Origin of the sequence: Paraburkholderia dipogonis (genome assembly GCF_042680985.1) — a bacterium.
In the GTDB taxonomy this organism is placed as follows: domain Bacteria; phylum Pseudomonadota; class Gammaproteobacteria; order Burkholderiales; family Burkholderiaceae; genus Paraburkholderia; species Paraburkholderia phytofirmans.
In genome coordinates, this window is record NZ_JBHUFR010000022.1 from 164,444 (window position 1) to 185,108 (window position 20,665).

Annotated in this window: 14 protein-coding genes and 2 pseudogenes; 8 read left to right on the top strand and 8 right to left on the bottom strand. The window is 62.0% G+C overall.

The window, feature by feature from the left end; all coding sequences use genetic code 11:
• The first annotated feature begins 20 nt into the window (after positions 1–20).
• Both tssH and tssA read left to right on the top strand, forming a co-directional pair.
• Positions 21–2,696 carry a type VI secretion system ATPase TssH gene (gene tssH, locus ACFSNN_RS27915; protein WP_134465069.1) on the top strand — a complete coding sequence of 892 codons (2,676 nt, stop codon included), beginning with the start codon at positions 21–23 and terminating at the stop codon, positions 2,694–2,696.
• 54 nt (positions 2,697–2,750) lie between these two features.
• Positions 2,751–3,857 (top strand): type VI secretion system protein TssA, encoded by a 1,107-nt coding sequence (tssA, locus tag ACFSNN_RS27920; protein ID WP_134465068.1) that lies wholly within the window; start codon positions 2,751–2,753, stop codon positions 3,855–3,857.
• A gap of 152 nt (positions 3,858–4,009) precedes the next feature.
• Here tssA and ACFSNN_RS27925 read toward each other — a convergent pair.
• Both ACFSNN_RS27925 and ACFSNN_RS27930 read right to left on the bottom strand, forming a co-directional pair.
• Positions 4,010–4,194 (bottom strand): annotated as a pseudogene (locus tag ACFSNN_RS27925) (IS5/IS1182 family transposase); the annotation flags it as partial.
• Positions 4,119–4,751 carry a TetR/AcrR family transcriptional regulator gene (locus ACFSNN_RS27930; protein WP_134465067.1) on the bottom strand — a complete coding sequence of 211 codons (633 nt, stop codon included), beginning with the start codon at positions 4,749–4,751 and terminating at the stop codon, positions 4,119–4,121. The pseudogene ACFSNN_RS27925 and the gene ACFSNN_RS27930, both read right to left, overlap by 76 nt.
• Positions 4,752–5,038: 287 nt before the next feature.
• On the opposite strand from ACFSNN_RS27930, the gene ACFSNN_RS27935 reads away from it, so the two are divergent.
• The 3 genes and pseudogenes from ACFSNN_RS27935 to ACFSNN_RS27945 form a co-directional block, all read left to right on the top strand.
• Positions 5,039–5,932, top strand: coding sequence for an NAD(P)/FAD-dependent oxidoreductase (locus tag ACFSNN_RS27935; protein WP_134465066.1), 894 nt, complete (start codon positions 5,039–5,041; stop codon positions 5,930–5,932).
• 58 nt (positions 5,933–5,990) lie between these two features.
• Positions 5,991–6,854, top strand: coding sequence for a class I SAM-dependent methyltransferase (locus ACFSNN_RS27940; protein WP_134465065.1), 864 nt, complete (start codon positions 5,991–5,993; stop codon positions 6,852–6,854).
• A gap of 178 nt (positions 6,855–7,032) precedes the next feature.
• Positions 7,033–7,265: pseudogene (locus ACFSNN_RS27945) on the top strand (transposase); the annotation flags it as partial.
• A gap of 6 nt (positions 7,266–7,271) precedes the next feature.
• On the opposite strand, the gene ACFSNN_RS27950 reads toward ACFSNN_RS27945, so the two are convergent.
• The 4 genes from ACFSNN_RS27950 to ACFSNN_RS27965 all read right to left on the bottom strand — a co-directional run bounded on the left by ACFSNN_RS27950 (position 7,272) and on the right by ACFSNN_RS27965 (position 14,199).
• On the bottom strand, positions 7,272–8,234 hold the full coding sequence (locus tag ACFSNN_RS27950) for an OmpA family protein (protein WP_134465064.1): 963 nt from the start codon (positions 8,232–8,234) through the stop codon (positions 7,272–7,274).
• Between the two features lie 4 nt (positions 8,235–8,238).
• Positions 8,239–9,231 (bottom strand): type VI secretion system-associated protein TagF, encoded by a 993-nt coding sequence (tagF, locus tag ACFSNN_RS27955; RefSeq protein WP_134465063.1) that lies wholly within the window; start codon positions 9,229–9,231, stop codon positions 8,239–8,241.
• Positions 9,228–13,094: a type VI secretion system membrane subunit TssM gene (gene tssM, locus ACFSNN_RS27960; RefSeq protein ID WP_134465062.1), complete on the bottom strand. Its 3,867-nt coding sequence runs from the start codon at positions 13,092–13,094 to the stop codon at positions 9,228–9,230. Before tssM ends, tagF begins: the two co-directional genes overlap by 4 nt.
• A 259-nt stretch (positions 13,095–13,353) precedes the next feature.
• Positions 13,354–14,199 (bottom strand): M15 family metallopeptidase, encoded by an 846-nt coding sequence (locus ACFSNN_RS27965; protein ID WP_134465061.1) that lies wholly within the window; start codon positions 14,197–14,199, stop codon positions 13,354–13,356.
• A gap of 124 nt (positions 14,200–14,323) precedes the next feature.
• On the opposite strand from ACFSNN_RS27965, the gene ACFSNN_RS27970 reads away from it, so the two are divergent.
• Both ACFSNN_RS27970 and ACFSNN_RS27975 read left to right on the top strand, forming a co-directional pair.
• Positions 14,324–15,265, top strand: a complete 942-nt coding sequence (locus ACFSNN_RS27970) for a flagellar basal body-associated FliL family protein (protein ID WP_134465060.1) — start codon at positions 14,324–14,326, stop codon at positions 15,263–15,265.
• Between the two features lie 209 nt (positions 15,266–15,474).
• A complete protein-coding gene (locus ACFSNN_RS27975; RefSeq protein WP_134465059.1) occupies positions 15,475–16,617 on the top strand; it encodes a nucleoside hydrolase in 1,143 nt (380 codons plus the stop codon).
• Between the two features lie 40 nt (positions 16,618–16,657).
• On the opposite strand, the gene ACFSNN_RS27980 is transcribed toward ACFSNN_RS27975, so the two are convergent.
• Both ACFSNN_RS27980 and ACFSNN_RS27985 read right to left on the bottom strand, forming a co-directional pair.
• Complete coding sequence (locus ACFSNN_RS27980) at positions 16,658–17,614, bottom strand: LysR family transcriptional regulator (protein WP_166799378.1); 957 nt, start codon at positions 17,612–17,614, stop codon at positions 16,658–16,660.
• A 705-nt stretch (positions 17,615–18,319) separates the two neighbouring features.
• The gene (locus ACFSNN_RS27985) at positions 18,320–19,372 is read right to left on the bottom strand and encodes an NAD(P)-dependent alcohol dehydrogenase (RefSeq protein ID WP_377747584.1); all 1,053 of its coding nucleotides are present in this window, start codon (positions 19,370–19,372) and stop codon (positions 18,320–18,322) included.
• 318 nt (positions 19,373–19,690) lie between these two features.
• Between ACFSNN_RS27985 and ACFSNN_RS27990 the strand changes: the two genes are divergently transcribed.
• On the top strand, positions 19,691–20,659 hold the full coding sequence (locus ACFSNN_RS27990) for an AraC family transcriptional regulator (protein ID WP_134465057.1): 969 nt from the start codon (positions 19,691–19,693) through the stop codon (positions 20,657–20,659).
• Positions 20,660–20,665 lie beyond the last annotated feature (6 nt).

Below are 20,665 nucleotides of genomic sequence, written 5' to 3' on the forward strand. Positions count from 1 at the left end.
CCGGACCCGGATCGCACGACATGAGTACGTCCCTCAATACCCTGATCGCCAAACTGAATCCGACCTGCCGGCAGGCGGCTTTGCTGGCCGCGAACAATTGTCTCGCGCGCGGTCACTACGAGGTCGACCTCGAGCATCTGCTGCTCGCGCTGCTGGATGAACCGGCCAGCGACGTCGCGCTGGTGCTGCTCGCGAGCAGGATCGACGCGCACGCGTTGCGCGCGGATCTCGAGCGCGAGTTGCAGCGTTTGAAAACGGGCAATACGCGCACGCCGGTGTTTTCGAAGCATCTGATCGAGTTGCTCGAGCAGGCGTGGCTGATTGCGTCGCTTGACTCGCAGATCGGGCGGATCCGTTCAGGGTATCTGCTGCTGGCGCTCTTGAGCGCACCGGATCTCGCGCAATTCGCCGAGCGCATGTCGCCGCTGCTGCGCGACGTGCGTGTGACCGACCTGAAGCACAAATTCGATGAGCTGACCGCGGGTTCGCGCGAAGTCGAGCACGGCAATGACACGCAAAGCGCGGGAGATAACGCGGGTGATCCGGTGGCGAGCGCTGTCGCGCCGGGCGCGCCGTCCAAAACGCCCGCGCTCGATACCTACACGAGCAACCTCACGCAGCGTGCGCGTGAAGGCAAGATCGATCCGGTGATCGGCCGCGAAGGCGAGATTCGCCAGACCATCGATATTCTGATGCGGCGCCGCCAGAACAATCCGATCATGACGGGTGAGGCGGGTGTCGGTAAAACGGCCGTGGTCGAAGGTCTCGCGCTGCGCATTGCCGCCGACGACGTGCCCGCGCCGCTCAAAGGCGTGGCGCTGCATGTACTCGATATGGGCCTGCTGCAGGCCGGCGCGAGCGTGAAAGGCGAGTTCGAAAACCGCCTGAAGAACGTGATCGACGAAGTGAAGAAGAGTCCGCATCCGATCATTCTCTTTATCGACGAAGCGCACACCATCATCGGCGCCGGTGGTCAGGCCGGGCAGAACGACGCGGCCAATCTGCTGAAGCCGGCGCTGGCGCGCGGCGAATTGCGCACCATTGCGGCCACCACGTGGAGCGAGTACAAGAAGTACTTCGAGAAAGACGCGGCGCTCGCGCGACGTTTTCAGGTTGTGAAGATCGAGGAGCCGAGCGAGTCGCTCGCCGCGGCCATGTTGCGCGGCATGGCTTCGCTGATGGAAAAGCATTTCAATGTACGCGTGCTCGATGATGCGATCACCGAAGCCGTGCGTCTGTCGCATCGCTACATCAGCGGCCGGCAACTGCCGGATAAAGCGATCAGCGTGCTCGATACCGCTTGCGCGAAAGTCGCGCTCGCGCACAGTTCGACACCGGCGGCCATTGACGACACGAAAAAACGCCTCGAACGTATCGACGCTGAAATCGCCGCGCTGGAACGCGAAGCGGCGAGCGGTGCGCTGCACGATGAGCGCCTCGCTGAATTGCGCGGTCTGCGTGAAGAGGACCTCAGTGACCTCGCCGAAGACGAAGCGCGCTACGACAAGGAACGCGCGTTGGTGACGGAGATTGTCGGCTTGCGCGCGGACATCGACGCGGCGCGCGTGAGCAGCGCGGACCCGGAGCAGGCGGATAAGGCGCAGCAGGCGCGCGAAAAGCTCGCCGCGTGCGTCGCCGAATTGCACACCTTGCAAGGCGGCCAACCGATGGTGCCGTTGCAGGTCGACGGTCATGTGGTCGCGGAAATCGTCGCCTCGTGGACCGGCATTCCGCTCGGCCGCATGGTCAAGGACGAAATACAGACCGTGCTGAACCTGCAGCCGTTGCTGGCCGCGCGCGTGATCGGTCAGGACCATGCGCTCGAAGCGATCGCGCAGCGCGTGCGCACCGCGAGTGCGAATCTAGAAGACCCGAACAAGCCGCGCGGCGTGTTCATGTTCGTGGGACCGTCGGGCGTCGGCAAAACCGAAACCGCGCTTGCGCTGGCCGATGTGCTGTACGGCGGCGAGCGCAAGATGGTCACGCTCAACATGAGCGAGTATCAGGAGGCGCACAGCGTGTCCGGCCTGAAAGGTTCGCCGCCGGGCTATGTCGGTTATGGCGAGGGCGGTGTGCTGACGGAAGCGGTGCGCCGCAATCCGTATTCGGTGGTGCTGCTCGACGAAGTCGAAAAGGCGCACCCCGACGTGCTCGAAATGTTCTTCCAGGTGTTCGACAAAGGCACGATGGACGACGCCGAAGGCCGTGAGATCGATTTCCGCAACACGCTGATCATTCTGACGTCGAATGTCGGCTCGCAGGCGGTGATGCAGGCGTGCCTGAACAAGAGCGCGGAAGAACTGCCCGACGCCGATGAACTCGCGGAAACCTTGCGTCCGCAGTTATACAAAGCCTTCAAACCGGCGTTTCTCGGCCGCATGAAGGTGGTGCCGTACTATCCGATTTCCGACGATGTACTGGCCGAAATCATCGAATTGAAACTCGACCGGATTCGCCGCCGCATCGAGTCGAATCACAAGGCAGTGTTCGAGTGGGACGAGTCGCTGGTCGATGCGGTGCTCGCGCGTTGCACCGAGGTGGATTCCGGCGCGCGCAATGTCGATCACATTCTGAACGGCACGCTGTTGCCCGAAGTCGCGCAGCAGGTGCTGGAACGTGTGGCGAACGGCACGGCGATCGAACGCATTGCCGTGCGCGCGAGCGAGGCGGGCGAATTCGATTACACGGTGGTGTGAGCGGACGCGCCAATCTGATTTAAATGCCGTACCCGATACTTATTGCTTTCTCTCATGCCGATTAATCTAGACACCTTGCTGGCTCCGCTCAGCGAAACCTCGCCCTGTGGCGAAGATCTGCTGTTCTCGGCCGATTTCGATGCGATTCAACACGCGCGCCGTTTCGAAGACCCGTCGCTGGATCAGGGCGAATGGGTCTCGGAGATCAAGGAGGCGGATTGGGCGTTCGTGGTCGAGCGTTCGGGCAGTTTGCTGCAAACGCAGACCAAAGATTTGCGCCTCGCTGTCTGGCTCACTGAAGCGCTCGCGATCGATGAAGGCATCAACGGTCTTTCGCAGGGTTACGCGCTTTTGACGGGGCTTTGCGAGCGCTACTGGGATCACGTGCATCCGCTGCCGGAGGGCGACGACACCGAATATCGCCTCGGCAACGTCGCGTGGCTGGTCGGGCGCACGGGTGATCTGCTGCGCGCCATGCCGCTCACGTCGTCGCAAGGCAATGCGTACAGCACGATCGATTGGGACGTGGCCACGCACGTCGCGCAAGCCGTCAAACGCGATCCGGATCACGCCGACGATATCGCGCGCGGCAAGCCCTCGATCGATCAGATCGAGGCATCGAAGCGCGCCACGCCGCCAGCGTTCTATTCGACGCTACTGGTCGATCTGAAAGCGTTCGAAGCGGCCATGCTCGCGCTCGAACAGGAACTGGACCAGCGCGCCGCGGATTCCGCGCCGAGTTTCCGGCAGGCGAAGGACGCGTACGAAAACGTGTACCGGTTGGCCGAGCGCTTTGCGCGTGAAGTCGGCGTGAGCGCCGAAGCGCCGCCGCCCGCTAAAGCGCCCGCGGCGAACGGGCACGATCGCGCCGAGCCCACCTTCAAGACCGCACCGCAACGCGAGGAACCTGTGTTGACGACCATGCCGACGAGCCCGATTGCAGGAATCCAGAGCCGCGCGCACGCCGTCGCGCAGTTGCGCGCGGTGGCCAGGTTCTTCCGCGCGACGGAGCCGCATAACCCAGCCGCGTATTTTGCCGACAAGGCCGCGGAGGCTGCGGATATGCCATTGCATCAATGGCTTTCGACGGTGGTGAAAGACGATGGATCGCTCGCGCATATTCGCGAGTTGCTGGGTGTGAAGCCGGAAGAAAACAGCTAAGGATGGTGTTCAGAACTCGTTTTGCCGCACTGAGCCATCGACATAGAACCGATGCGCTGCAAGCGGTGCGGCACCTGGCTCGAATGCAGCGCGACGTTCGGCATAAGGAAGAGAAGGCGCCGATTGCCTTCCCGCTCGCGCGGCTTTTGCGCTCATGCAGTGGACTCGCGCATCAGTCGTTCGCGCGTCATCCACAGATTGCTCAGAGCGAACCGCGTGTGCAACGCCGCGAGTTCTTCATCAAGCCGCGATAGCGCACCTTTAGATGCCGCCGTGCGCGGCGATGAACATGGCGACGGCCGACCGGCAATAGGATTCGATTTCGTTGTCGTCCTCTGCTCTCGCCTCGTCGAAGCGTGCGATAAGCAGGAGATCGGATCCTTTGAAAAGCGCGGCAAACAAGCGGGCGGACCTGAGAGCATCGGGTACGTTCAGAATCCCTTTCGCATGCAACTGACGCAACACGGCCTCGATCTGGGCGATGACATGGGCGGCCCCGGCTTCGTAATGGAGCTTGCTTAACGACTTTTGATTCGTCTTGTCGGCCAAAACCATGGCTTCGACGCTGCGGACGTCGGGGCTCAACAGCGTGCGAAGCAGGGATGATCCCACCGCCATGAGCTGATCTTCGGCGGAACCGTCGACGCCTTCAAAAAGGGCCTGTGGTGCGAACTGATGGCAGTGGGCCGCCATGGCCGCGCTGAACAGCGCCTCCTTGTCCTCGAAGTGCCGATAGATGCTTAGCTTGGATATCTTCGCCCGCTGGGCGACCTTGTCCATGGTGGTCGCTTGAAAACCCAATTCCACAAAGAGTTCGCAGGCGGCGTCGACTATCGTTTGGCGAAGCGCCTCGTTGACGGGCCGGCCGCGCCGGCCCTGGCTGTTTTCGGTCACGACAATTCCAGTACTTGACAGTATTCAAATTCTTGAATTAGGATACCACGAGGTATCCGAAATATACAAGGCAATGGCCAGGTTTCAACCCGTTGTCCAAATCAAGTTTCCCCAGGCCGGCCGGCGATATCGAATGCGGCATTGTCCGGCCGGTCAACACAGTGATGGGCGACTTTCTGGCCGGTGCCGAAGCCCTGCTCGCTGCCCGTCTCGAGCGTGTATCGCTGGACGATGTTGCGCACCAGGCCCAGCCCACCCCCTCCATCCACAACCCGGAGCCCATCACCATGAATGACGTCATCATCATCGGCGGCAGCTTTGCCGGCCTCGCCGCCGCCCTGCAGCTCGGCCGTGCTCGCCGCAAGGTCACCGTTCTCGATACCTGCCGGCCGCGCAACCGCTTTGCCGGCCACTCGCATGGCCTGCTCGGCCACGATCACAAGCCGCCGCTGGACATCCTGGCCGAGGCTCGGCAGCAGCTGGCGCGCTATCCAACGATCAGCCTGGTCAATGCCCGGGCCGAGAGCGTGTCTGGCGCCATCGACAATTTCTGCGTCGTCACTGACGATAACGAAAGCCTGGGGGCGCGCCGCCTGATCCTTAGCTATGGCGTCGCCGACCAGATGCCCGATGTTCCGGGCTTTGCCGAAAGCTGGGGAACCTCCATCGTGCCCTGCCCCTATTGTGACGGTTTTGAAGTCGCCGGCCAGCATTGGGGCCTCGTTTGGTCCGGCCCGCAGTCGCACCAGTCTGCCAGGCTGTTCCGCGATTGGACCGACAAGTTGACTGTCTTCGCCGATGGTCATGACATTCCGCCCGATATCCAGGCCGATCTGGCACGCCGCAACATACCTGTCGTCAATGGCAGGATCGTCGAGATCGCCCATCGCATGGGCCATATCGCCACCGTCAATCTCGATACCGGCCGCAATATCGCGGTCGACGTCCTGTTCGCCCATCCGCGCAACAAGCCGTCCGCAAGCCTGCATGAATCACTGGGCCTCGCCACGCTCGACACGCCCGCCGGCATCGCCCTCAAGGTCGACGAGCGCCGCCAAACCAGCATGCCCGGCATCTACGCCGCCGGCGACCTCGCCACGCCGCTCTTGCCCTCGGTCACCCAGGCATCATCGCAGGGCGCGATGGCAGGTATCTTCGCCCAGCAGTCGATGCTGGTTTGAGAGCACAGACTCCAACAAAGGGTAGCTAGCTACGAACGAATCAGAACAAGGAGATGACATGGCAGAGCAAAAGGCCTATCAGGTGGCCGACTGGAATGGTCAAAGCGGGCAGCACTGGGTCGCTAACCAGGCCCGGCTCGACGCCATGGTGGCGGTGTTCGGCCAGGCCGCGATCGAAGCCGCCGCGCCGGCCACGGGCGAACGCGTGCTGGACGTCGGCTGCGGCGCGGGCGCGTCGAGTCTGGCACTGGCCGACCACGTCGGCCCGGGCGGCCAGGTGCTGGGCGTGGACATATCCGAACCGCTGATCGGCCGGGCGCGCGCGCTCGCGCCACAGGATACGCCGGCCCTATACCAGGTGGCCGACGCCAGCAGCGCCGAGTTGCCCGAGGGCGCGTTCGACATCCTGTTCTCGCGTTTCGGAGTGATGTTCTTCGACGATCCGACAGCGGCCTTCGCCCATATGCGACGCGCGCTCCGCCCGGGTGGGCGGGTCGCTTTCGTCTGCTGGCGCGGCGCGGCCGAGAACGATTGGGTGCGCCTGCCGATGGGCGCGCTCAAGGGCATCCTCCCGCCGAGCGCGCCGCCCGATCCCGAAGCGCCCGGCCCATTTTCGTTCGGCGACCGGAGTCGCGTGGCACGCATCCTGACGGCGGCCGGCTTCACCGATATCGCTATCGCGCCCTTCGATGCTTCCGTCCCGTTCGGCGAGGGCGGGACGCGGGACGCTGCGATCGACGACGCGGTGAAGATGACGCTCGAGGTCGGCCCGCTGTCGCGCGCACTCGCTGATCAGCCCGACGACATCCGCGCCCGCGCCTCGGCCGCGGTTCGTGCCGCCTTCGCGGGCCTCCCCGGCGAGCGGTCGGTGATGATCGACGGCGCGGCGTGGATCGTCATGGCACGCAATCCGGCAAGCTGACAGGGATTAACAGGGGAGACGCCCCCGCTCGGTGGAGCTGGGCGTCTTAGGCCGCTCAGATTGATGTCCCTTCTGATTTGGAAGCCGATGGTTCGGGCTGCCGGATGTGGCGACGGAAGAAGCGCTGTGTGACGTACTGCTGTATCGGCAATTTGCAGGGCTGAGTGGGATGAGCCGGTCGCTCAAGGAGGGTACGGCAGTGGACGCAACGCTGATTGCTGCGCCGACTTCGATGAAGAACCGAAGCGGCGAGCGGGACCCGAGATGCACCAGAGCAAGAAGGGCAACCAGTGGCACTTCGGCATGAAGGCGCATATCGGTGTCGATGCGGATTCGGGGCTGGTGCACACCGTGGTGGGCACCGCTGCCAACGTCAACGACGTGACGCAGGCGCATGCGCCGGTGCATGGCAACGGCTCAAGACCCCGCGCGAAACTCTATTCGCCGATTCCGCGCGCGCCCATCCGTCGTGTCGTTCGATGCAATCGGCTGGTCCGGGCCAACGCCGGTGGTCGACATCTGTTGCGGTGGGATCCCCTTGGCGACCAGATAACCCTTCACCGCATCCGCGCGCGCCTGGCTCAGCGCGATATTCGACGTGCGGTTACCCGAGTTGTCGGTGTGGCCGATGATCGCAACGGTTTTCGTCGTCATCTTTACCATCGCGGCGGCCATCTGATCGAGAATCGCGCGGCCTTGCGGCGTGAGCGTCGCGCTGCCGGTTTCGAATTCGATCGTACGATTCGCGAGCGTCTGATCGAGCAGGCCTTGTTCGGACGTACTCACGCGTAGTCCATTCTTGATCGTGTAAGTCGGGTTCAACGCATTCGCCATATCGCTCGCGAGTTGCTGGCGCTGCGATTCGTTATGCACTTCGCCTTTCACGTCGATCTGCGTGCCGTCTATTTTCAACTGGCCTTTGCTGATCTGCTTCAACTGCGGGCCGATCAGCTTCTGCACATTGGCGGACCAGTTCGGCGGCGTCGCCACATCGGCGACTTCGATCTGATCGACCACGTTGGCCGCGCCGTAAGTGTCGCGCAAACGCGCGAGCACGGCCGCCTTGGTCGCTTCGTCCGGCACCTTGCCGCCGACCACGACCTGGCCCGGCGTCGCGTTGGCGGGCGGCGGCGCCGCGGTGATCGCGCCGGTGCCGGCACCGGTCGTGCCGCTTGCGAGTCCGGCCGTATTCACGGCAGGCCCCGCGTTGCCCGTCGTAGCCGAAGAAGCGGGCGGCAGCACCGTGGTGTGAATCGAAACGCCGCTATTGTCGACCGGCGTGACGCGAGCAGGCCCGTCGTTGTCGGCATGCGCGAACGCGCTGAGCAGAAGACTCGCGAGCAGCACCGTCATGCGTGCGGTAGATGTGTGGTTCAGCATCGTGTCACGCTCCCGTGAATGCTTCGCGGAACGTGTCGATGCTGACGCGCAGCGACAGTTGCGGTTGGTCGAGGTAACTGACGAGCTTGCTGATGCCATGATCGTTTTGTGCGTGTTCGTCGATCCACTCGGGATCGTCGATATCGATGTTATGCGCCGCGTACGACTGCGGATCGACCACGCTATGCAGCGTTTTCGCCGACGCGCCGTTAAAGCCGATGATGAGCCGCTCGCGCTCGGCAATCGTGCCGATGAAAATCGCCAGCTCGAAATCCGCCTGCGCGACGAACGGCGCAATCAGTTCGAGCCAGAATGCGGCAACGAGAGTTCGGTAGAACGGATCGTTCGGCAGAGGCAAGGTCAGCCCGCGTTCGAGATGCGACGAGCCGCTTTGCATCACCGGACGCAGCAGCGAGCCGAGCGCCAGCATCGCGCCGCGCAAGCGCACCGGATGGCCGCTCGCCAGCAGCATCTGTTCGAGCCCGGCGAGCGTCTGGTGTTCGACGAAGTCATTGAACGTACCGTCGTGCGGATTGCCCGGACCGCCGCCAATCTCGATCGGCACTTGCGTTTCGCCGAGCGCCTGCAGCGCGCCGGACGGTTCGCTCGCGCCGAGCAGCGGCTTCATTTGCGCCGCGACGCGCGACCACAAGCGCGCGAACGCGAGCGGACTGTGCGCCAGAAACGTCAGCGGCTTTTCGACTTCGAGCGCGGTTGCGGCAAGAAACGGAAAGCGCCGCGACGACTGATCGTGGCTCGCCACCATATGCCCGGCAATCGCCAGCTTGCTGCGCGAACCGAGGAAGGCGAAGTGCATCGGCTTGGCGTTTTCGTAGACGATCTTCCAGCGCGGATCGTCGGTGAGCAGCTCCATGGCTTCAGCGATCCAGCGGTCGAGCGTGGCCAGCAATTGCGGGTTATGCGCGCTCTTCACGAAGTCGCCGCGCGACGGGATCTTGCCGAAGTAGGCGATTTGCGCCTGCACGGTCTGCGTCATTGCGCACCCCCTGTATTCGAAACCGCGGTGGCGGCCGCAGCCGGCCGAGTCGCGGGCGTGGCCGGCGCGGGCGCACCCGCGGCCGTCGCCTTGACCGAATTCGCCGCCGCGCTCACATCCGCCACCGATGACGGCAGCCGCAAGCCGCGCAGGCTTTGCTGTTGCGGCGCATCGCCGCTGCCGCTCGACGCCTGCGACGTGCTGATGATGCGCATGCTGACCGCCACCGTCACGCTGCCTTGCGTCCACGACAGATCGAACGTGCCGTCCGGACGACGTTTGCGCTGCGCCGAGTTGATCAGCTTCTCCAGGCCGTAGCGGCCCGGCTCGTTGACCAGTTGCAGCGTGCGGCCGTCGAAGGTCGTGGCGCTCAATGTCGCGCCAGGCGAGCCCGACGGATTCGGCCACACGAAGTTGGTCCACTGCGGCGGCGTGTTGCGGTAGCGCATCTGCTGGCCGTCGATCGCCAGCGTGTATTCCGTCGTGCCGCTGCTCGGCTGCGGCAGGATCTGGAACACGGTCTGCGGTTCGGCTGAACCCTGACCCGCCGTCGCGCCGGCCGCACCACCGGCGAGCGGCGCCACCCAGCGCGCGAAGCCGCTGGTGAAATCAGGTGTGAGGGCGAGGCCCATGTCGCCCCATGTGCGGGCCGTCAACGTGTCGCCACGGCGCACCGCGAGCGGCCCGAGCGTGGTGCCAACGAACTTGGCGATCGCGCCGTCCGGCCCGAACACCTGGGCGATTTCGCCGGCGCCGGCTTCGACCTTCGCGTCGCTGGCAAACGGATACTTGTTCGCGAGCGAGCTTTGGAAGCTCTGATACACCTGCGCGTTCCACACCTTGTTGACTTCGACGCTGGCCGGCTGGATCACCACCGCATACGCCGCCATCAACGGACGCACCAGCAGCGGACGCAGAGCTTTACGCTGCGAGTCGGTGAGGCCCGTGAGCATCTGTTCGTCGACGTACTTCAGCGAATCGGCGAGTTCGGAGCCGCTGCCGTCGAGCGTCTGCTGCATCAGCTGACGCGCGCCCGGTCCCGGATCGCCCTGATTCTTGATCACGTTAAAGCGCGTGCGGACTTTCGACAGCGTGTCCATATAGCCCTTGAGCATCGAACCGTTGTCGCCGCTCACGACGATGCGGCCCAACGCCGAGAACTCCTGGCCGATCGGTCCCATCGGCACTTCGACCGGATTGCCGTTGATGTCGATGTTCGCGTTGAGCTGGCCAGTGGGCGCACGCGAGAACAGGTTCTTGACCCAGCTCGTCACGCCGGTTTGCGCGCGTTTCAGGTTCGCGTTGAAGAGCGAGGGGTTGTCCCACGAAGTCTGGTCGTACGCGGTTTCGAGCACCTTGCGGATCGGCGAATCCTGCGGATCGCCCAGCCGGTTCATCGCATCCACGGCCTGGCCGAAGCTGCCGAAGCTCTGCACCGCAATGCCTTGCATGAACTTCTGCCAGTGCATCGCGTACTCGGTCTTGTACATCGCGACGAGCGCTTTCTGGATCTGTTCGGGGCTGCCTTCCAGCGTCAGGTCGTCGTGAGCCGATGTGTTGAGCACCCAGTCCTTCGCCTGCAACTCTTTCGTCGCGGCGTCGCGAATCGCGGGCTGCACGTACTGGAACCACGCTTCACGCGTGAAGGTGCCGGGGATCGCATAACTGCCCGCCACCAGCGCGGTATTGTTTTCGCCGACGATGCGCGCGATCGTCATCGGCGCGAATCGGGTCGATGCGCGCGCCTTGATTTCTTCGTAGACGCGCTGACGGGCCGGCATGCCGCGCACCACGCGACGCAGGTTCTCTCGCGTTTGATCGACGAGGCCGAGATTCTGGTCGATCATCGGCCAATCGTCGTCGGACACGCGCGCGAGGTAGAACGTGATCATGCGCTCGGCGCTGCGGATCATCTCGTCGCGCGGCATGTTGCCGCGATTCGTTTCGAGCCAGCCGCGCCAGAAGCGCGCGACCTGATCGGTCAGGTGAGCCGTTTCCACGTGACGCTTGTCGCTCAGCATCAGATAGGTCTTGAGCGCGTTGTACGCATCTTCGACGTTGGTCGGCGAGGCGTCGCTATACAACCCGCCCTGGCTGTTCGCGCTCATCGCCGAGTGGGTGGAGACCGGAATCGCGGCGGCGTCCGGCGCGCGGTTCAACGGCGCGAGTTGGTCGGGATGGGCGTTGACGTCCTTCAGGAACGACGCGAGATTCTGCGAAACCGGATCGAGCAGAATCTGCCGCACGCCGTTGTAGTACTCGGTGAGCAGACGCTGTTCGAGGCGATCGCCCTGATACAGACCGAGCGAAACCGCGAGCGGCCGGTCGCGGCGAAACTGTTCGAGTTGATCGATGCGGTCCTCGAGCACGTCCATGGCTTGCAGGCGCGATTGCAGATCGTTGCGGTTCTGCTGCAGGCGCACGACATTGTCGAGGTCGGCCTGCACGTTCGCGGTGAGCTGCTGGTTATTGACCGTCGACCAGGTCCAGCCGCCAAGCGCCAGCGCGAGCACCGCGACGAAGCCGAAGAAGGTCGCATAGCGCATGCGCGTCTTGGCGGGGCTGGCGAATTGCCTGACCGTTTGCCGGTCGGCAAAGATCACCTTCGAGAACAGGTCGCGCAGGAAGAAACCGTTCTTCGAGAACGCGCTATGCGGCTTGGGCAAGCCGTCCGAACTCAGGGCGAAACGGTTGGCGATGCGCGTGGCCGCGGCGCTATTCGTTTCGCCTTCCTGCAATGCACTGGTGAAGTAGAAGCCGCGGAAAATCGGCTTGTACTGGAAGGGATTAGTCTCGAACAGCGTGGCGAGAAAGGCGCGCAACGCGGGCTTGATAGTCGAGAACTCGAGCGGAAAGCTCAATTGACCTGGCGAGAGCTTGTTGCCGCGATTGATCGACATCTGCGCGACGCTGATCTCTTTCAGGCCGTCGTACAGCTCTTCGAAGTGTTCGTCGAACAGACCGACCACGTCGCGCTTCTCGTCCGGCTCGTAGGGCAGGGTGGCGCCCCACACGCGATCGTATTCGTGACGCTCGCTGCCGCTGAAGAATTCGGTGAAGCCGGTAATCAGGTCGGCCTTGGTGAACATCACGTACACCGGCGCGAACACTTCGAGCTTCTCGGTCAACTCCTGCACGCGCTGGCGCAGGTTCTTCGCGAGATTGATCGCGAATTCTGGCTTGCTGCTGGTCAGTTCCGCAATGCTGGCCGTGACGATGATGCCGTTGATCGGCGCCTTCGGCCGGAAACGTTTGAGTAGCCCGAGAAAGCCGAGCCATTCGGTGCGGTCTTCCTCATGCACGGAATAGCGGCCGGCGGTGTCGAGAAGAATGCCTTCGGTCGTAAAGAACCAGTCGCAGTTACGCGTGCCGCCAATGCCGTGAATCACCGCGCTGTTCTTGTCGGCGAAGGGGAATTGCAAGCCCGAGTTCAACACCGCGCTGCTCTTGCCCGCGGCGGGGTTGCCGATCACGATGTACCAGGGCAACTCGTAGAGCGCTGAGCCGCCCGAGAGTTGGCCGATCTTCGAGGTCTTGATGGTCTTCACCGCATCCACGAGACGCGTGCGCAGCACGTCGAGTTCGGCCTGGCGCGCGGGCGTGGGCGCGGGACCGGCTTCGGCCTGCTTCTCCGCTTGCTGCTCGAGCATTTCACCGAGCTTGCGGTTCGCACGGCGCGCGCGCAGGCGTCGCACGATCCACACCAGCAGCCACAGCGCGACCACGGCGCCGAGCACGATGGCCGGCCACATCAGATCGATCTGCAAGGTATCGGCGCCGATGAATAGAACAGCAGCGAGCGCGAGCAAGCCGATGATCGAGAGCGTGCGTGTGTGGGTCAACACGTTGAGAATGCGTCGCATAAGCCGTTCAGGTCTTGGTGATGAGTGTTGTGGCGCGTGCTGCGGCAGACAGCATGGCGCGCGTACGGCGTGTGAAATAAAACGAAAGCATATTCAGGCGAAAGCGAATACGGCGGAATTGTTAAATCGACAGGATTTGCCCATGACGACGCTGATCGGAGCAATGCCGTTATGCGGGCGGCATTGCCGCTTTTCGCCAGAAAAATTGATTGAATGCCCCATGTCAACCTCTTTATTACCCGGTTTTGCCCATTGCGCCTTAATGACCGCGCCCGAGGACGAAGCCGGGTTTGTGATATTCGACGTGCCCGAGATCCATCATTTTCCAGCGGCCACCCCAGGTCAGACCGACCTGTTCGGCTGTCTGCCCGTATAACTGATAACCGCGCATGGCCCAAGGATCTTTTTCTGAAATGACGAGCTTGCCGTCGCGCAAAAACGCATTGTCTGAGGCAAGACCGTATTGGTGATAGCTTTGAAACGCTGCGGCATTGGTGACGTTGCCCCCCATTTGCGCCAGCCGGTTTTGCCGCTCCGGACTGCGATAACCTTCCAGCAAAGCCATTTCATACCCGTATTGCTCGCGCATGATTTTGTACACGAGCAATAAACGCGTTCTGAAATCGGCGTCGAGCAAATTCCAGTCGCGGCTCGCGTCTTTAAGCGCGGGCCGGATCTGCTCGACTTCCTGCGTTGCGAATACCTCCGGCGGCAACGGCGGCGGGGGCACGAGCTGTTCGCCATTCAATAACGCGGCAATTTTCTCGTCCGGAACCCGTGCAGTGTCATCGAATTGGAATAATTGCCGGCCGCGTAAAGCCAGTGCCACCAATGGAGGCGTCGCAAGAATACCTGTCGTGGTAAAAATCAGCAAGCGCCGCTTTACGAGTAACTTTTGCATATCGACTGCGGTCGATTGCGAAATTCTTGCCGAGCGTGCTAATTGACCGCGTGCGCGCGATGCACTAAGCGATGCTCCGCGCATAACACGGCCGTGAATAGCGAGCGCGGCGCCTAATAAAGAGGCGCGTACCGCCGGCAATAGCAGCATTGCGGCGATCACAACGGCGATGGCGAAATAGGCGAGAAGTACTACGGCAATCAAAGGCGACCCCGGAAATTGGAAACAATTGTATTTTGTAATGCTTGCTCTTAGAATCAGGCCTGCTCGGAGACGAGCCAGAACGTATTATCACGGCGAAATAATCCAGGATTCAATGAGACAGTGAATGAGTGCGCCGGAAAGTTCGAATTCCAAAGCCCCGCCTAGCCTGTTATCCGATAAGGCTAAAGGCGCCGATGGCAATGGTTCGCGAATTCTTGCGAACCTCGAAGGCCGCGTTGCGCCGCCTGCGGAAAAACCGCGCCGGTCCAGGGCGCCATTTCTATTGGTCGCGTTGCTCGTGATCGCAGCCGGCGGCTGGGGTGCGTGGCATATGCAGCAGCGTGTGCAGAGCGAGTCGCTGGCAGCGGCGGCGCCTGCGAGCGAGCAGAAGAGTGCTGCGCCGGCGGCGGCCGCGAGCGCCGCGCCGAAGGCTGTCGCCAAAGCGGAGGCACCGGCTCCGGCATCCTCGCAAGCGGCCACGATCGTTGCCGACGATAGCGACAGCAAAGCCGCCGCGGCGTCCGCTACGGCACCTGCCAGCGACGGCAGCCGTCTGTCGCGCGCGCTCGCCGACGGCGCGGAGCCGAGCAGCGCATCCGCACCGGTGGCATCCGCAACGGCCGCTTCCGCGGTCGCGGTGCCGGCGGCGAAGCATGGCAAAAGCGCGACGGCGGTGGCCAGCAAGGAGAAGCACGAGAGCGCCGTCCACGGCAAGAAGGAAAGCGCGACTGCCAGCAACCGTCATGCGAGCGCGCCGACCGCGGTCGCTCAGTCGAAGAAAACGCGCACGAACGGCAATGCTTCGAAAGATGATTCGGATGCCGATCTATTGGCCGCGCTCGTCGCTCGGACCAAGCCAGCGGATGCCAAAACAGCGAGCGGCAACACCGCGACTCGGGTTAGCGCATCCGCAACGCCTGGCAACGCCAGGCTGGCTGAGCGCGTGAAAGAGTGCGGACAGCGTGGTTTCTTCGAAGACCAGTTGTGCCGCTGGCGTGTATGTGACGGCCATTGGGGCAAGGATCCGGCGTGCCCGGGTTCGGCGCAACAGGCTCGTCAGCCTTAATCGCGCTTCTTCACTCAATCAGTCTGGCGCTCTGTATGAGCGTTGTCGGCCGCAACAGACTTTGCTCTGTTGCGGCTTCGTATGCGCGTCATTAGCGTGCATGCACTCTTCGTGAATTATCCATTCGACATGACGATTTGATTTCATCTGGATTACGTCTATGATGAGCCTCCTTCGCGCGACACAGCGCTATAAAAAAGGAGACATGAGTGAAGCGACTTCTCGTGGCAATGACGTGTGTGGCAAGCGTGATGGCTATCACGGCGCTCTCGGCCTGCGGCGGTAGTGAAATCAATGCGCAGACCCCGCCGAAGGTGATTATCGACAGCGACTACAACACACTGAGCGACGATGGCCAACTCGGCGTCATGGCCGCGCAATTGCAGGCGCAAGGCTCATTGAAAGTGCTGGGTATTACGGTGGTCTCCGGCAATCAATGGTTGAAGCAGGGCGTGGCGGATGCACTGAAATCGGTCGAACGTCTGGGTGTTGAAAATCAGATCGGCGTGTATGCGGGCGCCAATTACGCGTTGTCGCACGACCTCGCCACCATCCAGGCTGAGCAGAAGCAATTCCCCGGCGGCGACGGCTATCTCGGCGCGTGGAATACACCCGAGCCGAAATCCGACAGCGACCTGGTCGCGCCGCCTGACGGCTTCGCCACGCACACCAAAGTGCAGAGCAAGAGCGCGGTGGATTTCATCGTCGATTCGGTGAAGCAGAATCCCGGTGAGGTGACCATTCTCGCGATCGGCCCGCTGACCAACATTGCGCTGGCCACGCGTCAGCATCCCGAGATCGTGCCGTTGATCAAGCAGATCATTTACATGGGCGGAGCGATCGACGTGCCGGGCAACACCACGCCGACTGCCGAGTTCAACTGGTGGTTCGATCCGGAGGCGGCGAAGACCGTGTTGCGCCTGCCGATCAAACAGGTGGTGATTCCGCTCGATGTAACCGACACCGTGAAGATGGACAAAGCGCTTTACGACCGTGTCGCGCACGACCCGACGAAGCAGACCATCATCACGCAATTGTTCAAGACGTTGAACGGTTATGGGTTCGACGGTAAGAACGGTTTCGAGACCAACCCGAACTACACGACGAACATCTGGGACACGCTGACGCTCGCGTATCTGATGCACCCTTCGTTCGCCACGCAGACCGTGGACGAGTGGGTGGATGTGGACATGAGTTTCGGTGCGAACGATGGCAAGGCGACCGGCTATGCGAGTTCGCCGCCGGCGGGGTTGCAGAAAATGACGGTGGTGAAACGCTTCGACAATCCGAATTTCTTCAACTTCTATGTCGACCTGCTGACGCGGCCTGTGCCGGTCAAGTTAGCGAACTGACGCGATTGCTACCGCGCTGCGTGCCTGCATTCAACCCGCCTCAGGCGGGATGCAGGCCGCGCAGCAATTGACGGACACGCGAGAGATCCTGATCGACGTGTTCCGCTTTCTCGAACAACTCCGCCAGCCAGTCCACGAACGCGCGCACGCGTGGCGACACGCGGCGATTTTTCACATAGGCGACCGAGACCGGCATCGGCACGGGTTTCCATTGCGGCATGACTTCGCGCAATAGTCCCGAGTCGAGATATGGTTGCGCGGCGATCCGCGCGGGCTGGATCAAGCCGAGGCCTTGCAGGCCGCAGGTGAGGTAGGCCTGTTCGTCGCTGACCTTGACGAAGCCTTTCACCTTCACGTTTTGCGCTTCGCCGTTCACTTCGAAATCGAAGTCCACTTCGCGGCCGTTATGCGGCGACATGCAATTGACGGCTGCGTGGCCACGCAAATCGTCGAGATCCGTGGGCGTGCCGTAGCGGGCCAGGTAGGCTGGGCTCGCGCAGGTCACGTGTTCGAGCGTGCCGAGTTGGCGCGCGACCAGATTCGAGTCGGGCAATTCGCCGAGCTGGATGCTGCAGTCGATGGCTTCGGTGATCAGATCGACTGTGCGGTTACTGACGCCGATCGCGAGATCGAGGTTCGGGTAACGGGTGTGGAAATCGTTGAGAGCCGGCAGCACGATGGCGCTGGCTACGGCGCCGGGCATTTCGATGCGCAGACGGCCGGTCAGGTTGTCCGTCGCGTGACGGATGCTGGCTTCCATTTCGTCGATGTCCGCGAGGATTTGCGCGCAGCGTTCGTAGTAGGCGGCGCCTTCGGGGGTGACGCTCAGGCGCCGCGTTGTGCGGGCTAGAAGGGCTGTGCCTAGCAGGGCTTCCAGATTCTGGACGATGGTGGTCGCCGTGGCGCGCGGAATGTTTAGTGATTCCGCTGCGCGGGTGAAGCTGTTGGTGTCCACGATTCGGATGAAGGTGCGCATTGCAGTTATTCTGTCAATCACGGTTCGGGCTCCAGTCGAGGGTTTTTCATGCCTGTTTTGGTGGGGTATTTTTTTGTTTGGGATGCTTAGGGGGTTGGCCTTTCCTTGATTTGTTGGTGGTCTATTAGCGTTGCCCCTGTGCGGGGCGGCACCTACTTCTCTTTGCCGCCGCAAAGAGAAGTAGGCAAGAGAAAGCGGCTCACACCGCTAACTATTAAGCGGGGCCCCTGGCTCGGAGGGGGCAATGGTGCATCTGGAATCCGTGTTCTCGCGCATTCCGCGCACGTGACACAGCAGTCATGCTTCCCGCCTCGCGCTGCGCGCTCGTCGGAGCGGTCCGCGAAAAACAGTGGATTCTTCTAGTTGTGTTGGTGCCATCGGCTTCGCCTCGGCGATGCGCCGAAAAAAACGATGGGTTTAATGAAGTACCGGGGGGCGCGCGTAGCGCCGCCGGAAGAATGACTGCCTTGTCACCTATGCGGAATGCGCGGGGGCACTGATTCCAGATGTACCACTACTGTGGCTGTGCGGGGGACCCGCTTAAGAGTTAGCGGTGTGAGCCGCTTTCTCTTGCCTACTTCTCTTTGCGGCGGCAAAGAGAAGTAGGTGCCGCCCCGCACAGGGGCAACGCTAATAGACCACCAACAAATCAAGGAAAGGCCAAAGCCCAAGGAGCACACCCCAAAAAAACCGCCCCACAGCGCGAGCCAAAAAAAACCAAAAAAATCACTTCCGCAAGGAATCCAGATCAATCACAAACCGATACTTAACATCACTCTTCAGCATCCGTTCAAAAGCCTCATTAATCCCCTGCATAGGAATCACCTCAACATCAGAAGTAATCCCATGTTCCCCGCAGAAGTCCAACATTTCCTGCGTCTCAGCGATCCCCCCAATCAACGACCCAGCCAACCGGCGACGCTTGAAGATGAGATTGAACACTTGCGGCGACGGATGATCATGCTCCGGTGCGCCGACCAAGGTCATCGTCCCATCCCGCTTGAGCAGATTCAAAAACGGATTCAGGTCATGCTGAGCAGCAACCGTATTCACGATCAGATCGAAGCTATTCAAATGCGCTTCCATCTCCCCGGCATTTTTCGAAATCACAACTTCATGCGCACCCAACCGCTTCGCATCTTCGATCTTGGAAGGCGAGGTAGTGAACAGCACAACATGCGCGCCCATCGCGCGAGCGAGCTTCACACCCATATGCCCCAAACCGCCAAGCCCGACAATACCCACCTTCTTGCCAGGACCAGCACCCCAGGTGCGCAGCGGCGAATACGTCGTGATACCCGCGCACAGCAACGGCGCAACACCCGCTGGGTCGAGATTCTCCGGCACTCGCAGCGTGAACGCTTCATCCACGACGAGCTGCGTGGAATAGCCACCGTATGTGGTCTGCCCATCAACCCTGTCAACGCCGTTATACGTGCCGACAAAACCGTTCTCGCAATACTGCTCGAGATCTTCCTTGCAACTCGCACACGTGCGGCATGAATCCACTAGGCAGCCGACGCCGACCAGATCGCCCGCCTTGTACTTCGTTACGTCCGGACCTACCGCGGTTACGCGACCGACAATCTCATGGCCCGGTACAACCGGAAACACCGTGTTCTTCCATTCGTTGCGCGCCTGATGCAAATCGGAATGGCACACGCCGCAAAACAGAACTTCCATCTGCACGTCATGGGCGCGCAGTTCGCGGCGCTGGATTTCGAACGGGGCGAGCGGCGCGGTAGCGTCGGTCGCTGCATAGGCGTAAGTCGTGCTCATGGGTAGCTCCAGCAAAGAGGGTGAAGTCGCAAGGCGCCGGCGATGGGCGACGCATGTCGCCGATGTGGCCAACCTCGTCATGAACCGGGATCACGGCGCGGGCGGCGGCTGGCAAATTCGTCAAACTGGCAATTGCCAACCGAGCCCTGCGCAGCGCGGAAAAGGATGATCCGGCAGGGTTCCCATGATAGGAGCGGGCAGGCAGCCCGGGAATACCTGAATGTCTTGAAGATTTGCCTAAAACTCCTGGCGAGGAGCGCGGCAGGTCGTTTGGTGCTAAATTTCAAGCATTATTCTCTTGCACGTCACTATACCGTCATGTCTCCCCGTTCCGCTGAACCCGTATCGGTCGTTCCCGCCCAGCAGCGCCTGGTCGAATTATTCGATGTGCTGGCGCCCACCCCGGGCTTCACGCGCACGAGTCTCGAAGGCGTCAATCTGATGCGCGCGAATAGTCCCATGCCGCGCATGCCGGTCATGTACGAACCGAGCATCGTGATTGTCTGCCAGGGACGCAAGCGCGGCTTTCTCGGCGATCAGGTGTTTCAGTACGACGCGCAGCAGTATCTCGTGCTCTCGGTGCCCTTGCCGTTCGAATGCGAAACCGAGGCGAGCCCGGAAGAGCCGTTTCTCGCCATCTCGGTGCGCGTCGATCTAACCATGGTCGCTGAATTGCTGATGGCGTTGAACGAAACGCACGGTACCGCGCAGAACGAACCCGTCGGCATTTATTCAACGCCGCTCGACCCGGCGCTTAGCAACGCGGTGCAACGTTTGATGGACGCGCTGGCTTCTCCGCTCGACGCGCGCATTCTCGCGCCCGGCGTGGTGCGAGAAATCTGTTATCGCGTGCTGACCGGCGAGCAGGGCGACGCGATTCGCGCGGCGCTCACGCATCAGAATCATTTCGGCCGCATTGCCAAAGCGTTGCGGCGAATTCATGCGGATTACCACGGCGTGCTGGACGTCGATACGCTCGCGTCCGAAGCGGGCATGAGCCTCGCCGTGTTTCATGCGCAGTTCAAAGCCGTCACTGCCACTTCGCCGATGCAATACGTGAAGACCACGCGCTTGCATCACGCGCGTTTGCTGATGGTTCAGGATGGGTTGAATGCGGGCGCGGCCGCGGCGCGCGTCGGTTATGAAAGCGCGTCGCAATTCAGCCGTGAATTCAAGCGTTTGTTCGGCCTGAGCCCAGTCGACGAAGTGAAGCGCATGCGCGCTGTCTACGAAGCGCCCGCGCCGCGCGTGGTCAAGCCGGTGCCGCGTTACGTCACCGCGGTGTGATTGGGC

Coding starts and splice junctions, on each gene's coding strand:
- tssH (WP_134465069.1), top strand. CDS start 21: ATGAGTACGTCCCTCAATACCCTGATCGCCAAACTGAATCCGACCTGC.
- tssA (WP_134465068.1), top strand. CDS start 2,751: ATGCCGATTAATCTAGACACCTTGCTGGCTCCGCTCAGCGAAACCTCG.
- ACFSNN_RS27935 (WP_134465066.1), top strand. CDS start 5,039: ATGAATGACGTCATCATCATCGGCGGCAGCTTTGCCGGCCTCGCCGCC.
- ACFSNN_RS27940 (WP_134465065.1), top strand. CDS start 5,991: ATGGCAGAGCAAAAGGCCTATCAGGTGGCCGACTGGAATGGTCAAAGC.
- ACFSNN_RS27950 (WP_134465064.1), bottom strand. CDS start 8,234: ATGCTGAACCACACATCTACCGCACGCATGACGGTGCTGCTCGCGAGT.
- tagF (WP_134465063.1), bottom strand. CDS start 9,231: ATGACGCAGACCGTGCAGGCGCAAATCGCCTACTTCGGCAAGATCCCG.
- tssM (WP_134465062.1), bottom strand. CDS start 13,094: ATGCGACGCATTCTCAACGTGTTGACCCACACACGCACGCTCTCGATC.
- ACFSNN_RS27970 (WP_134465060.1), top strand. CDS start 14,324: ATGAGTGCGCCGGAAAGTTCGAATTCCAAAGCCCCGCCTAGCCTGTTA.
- ACFSNN_RS27985 (WP_377747584.1), bottom strand. CDS start 19,372: ATGAGCACGACTTACGCCTATGCAGCGACCGACGCTACCGCGCCGCTC.
- ACFSNN_RS27990 (WP_134465057.1), top strand. CDS start 19,691: ATGTCTCCCCGTTCCGCTGAACCCGTATCGGTCGTTCCCGCCCAGCAG.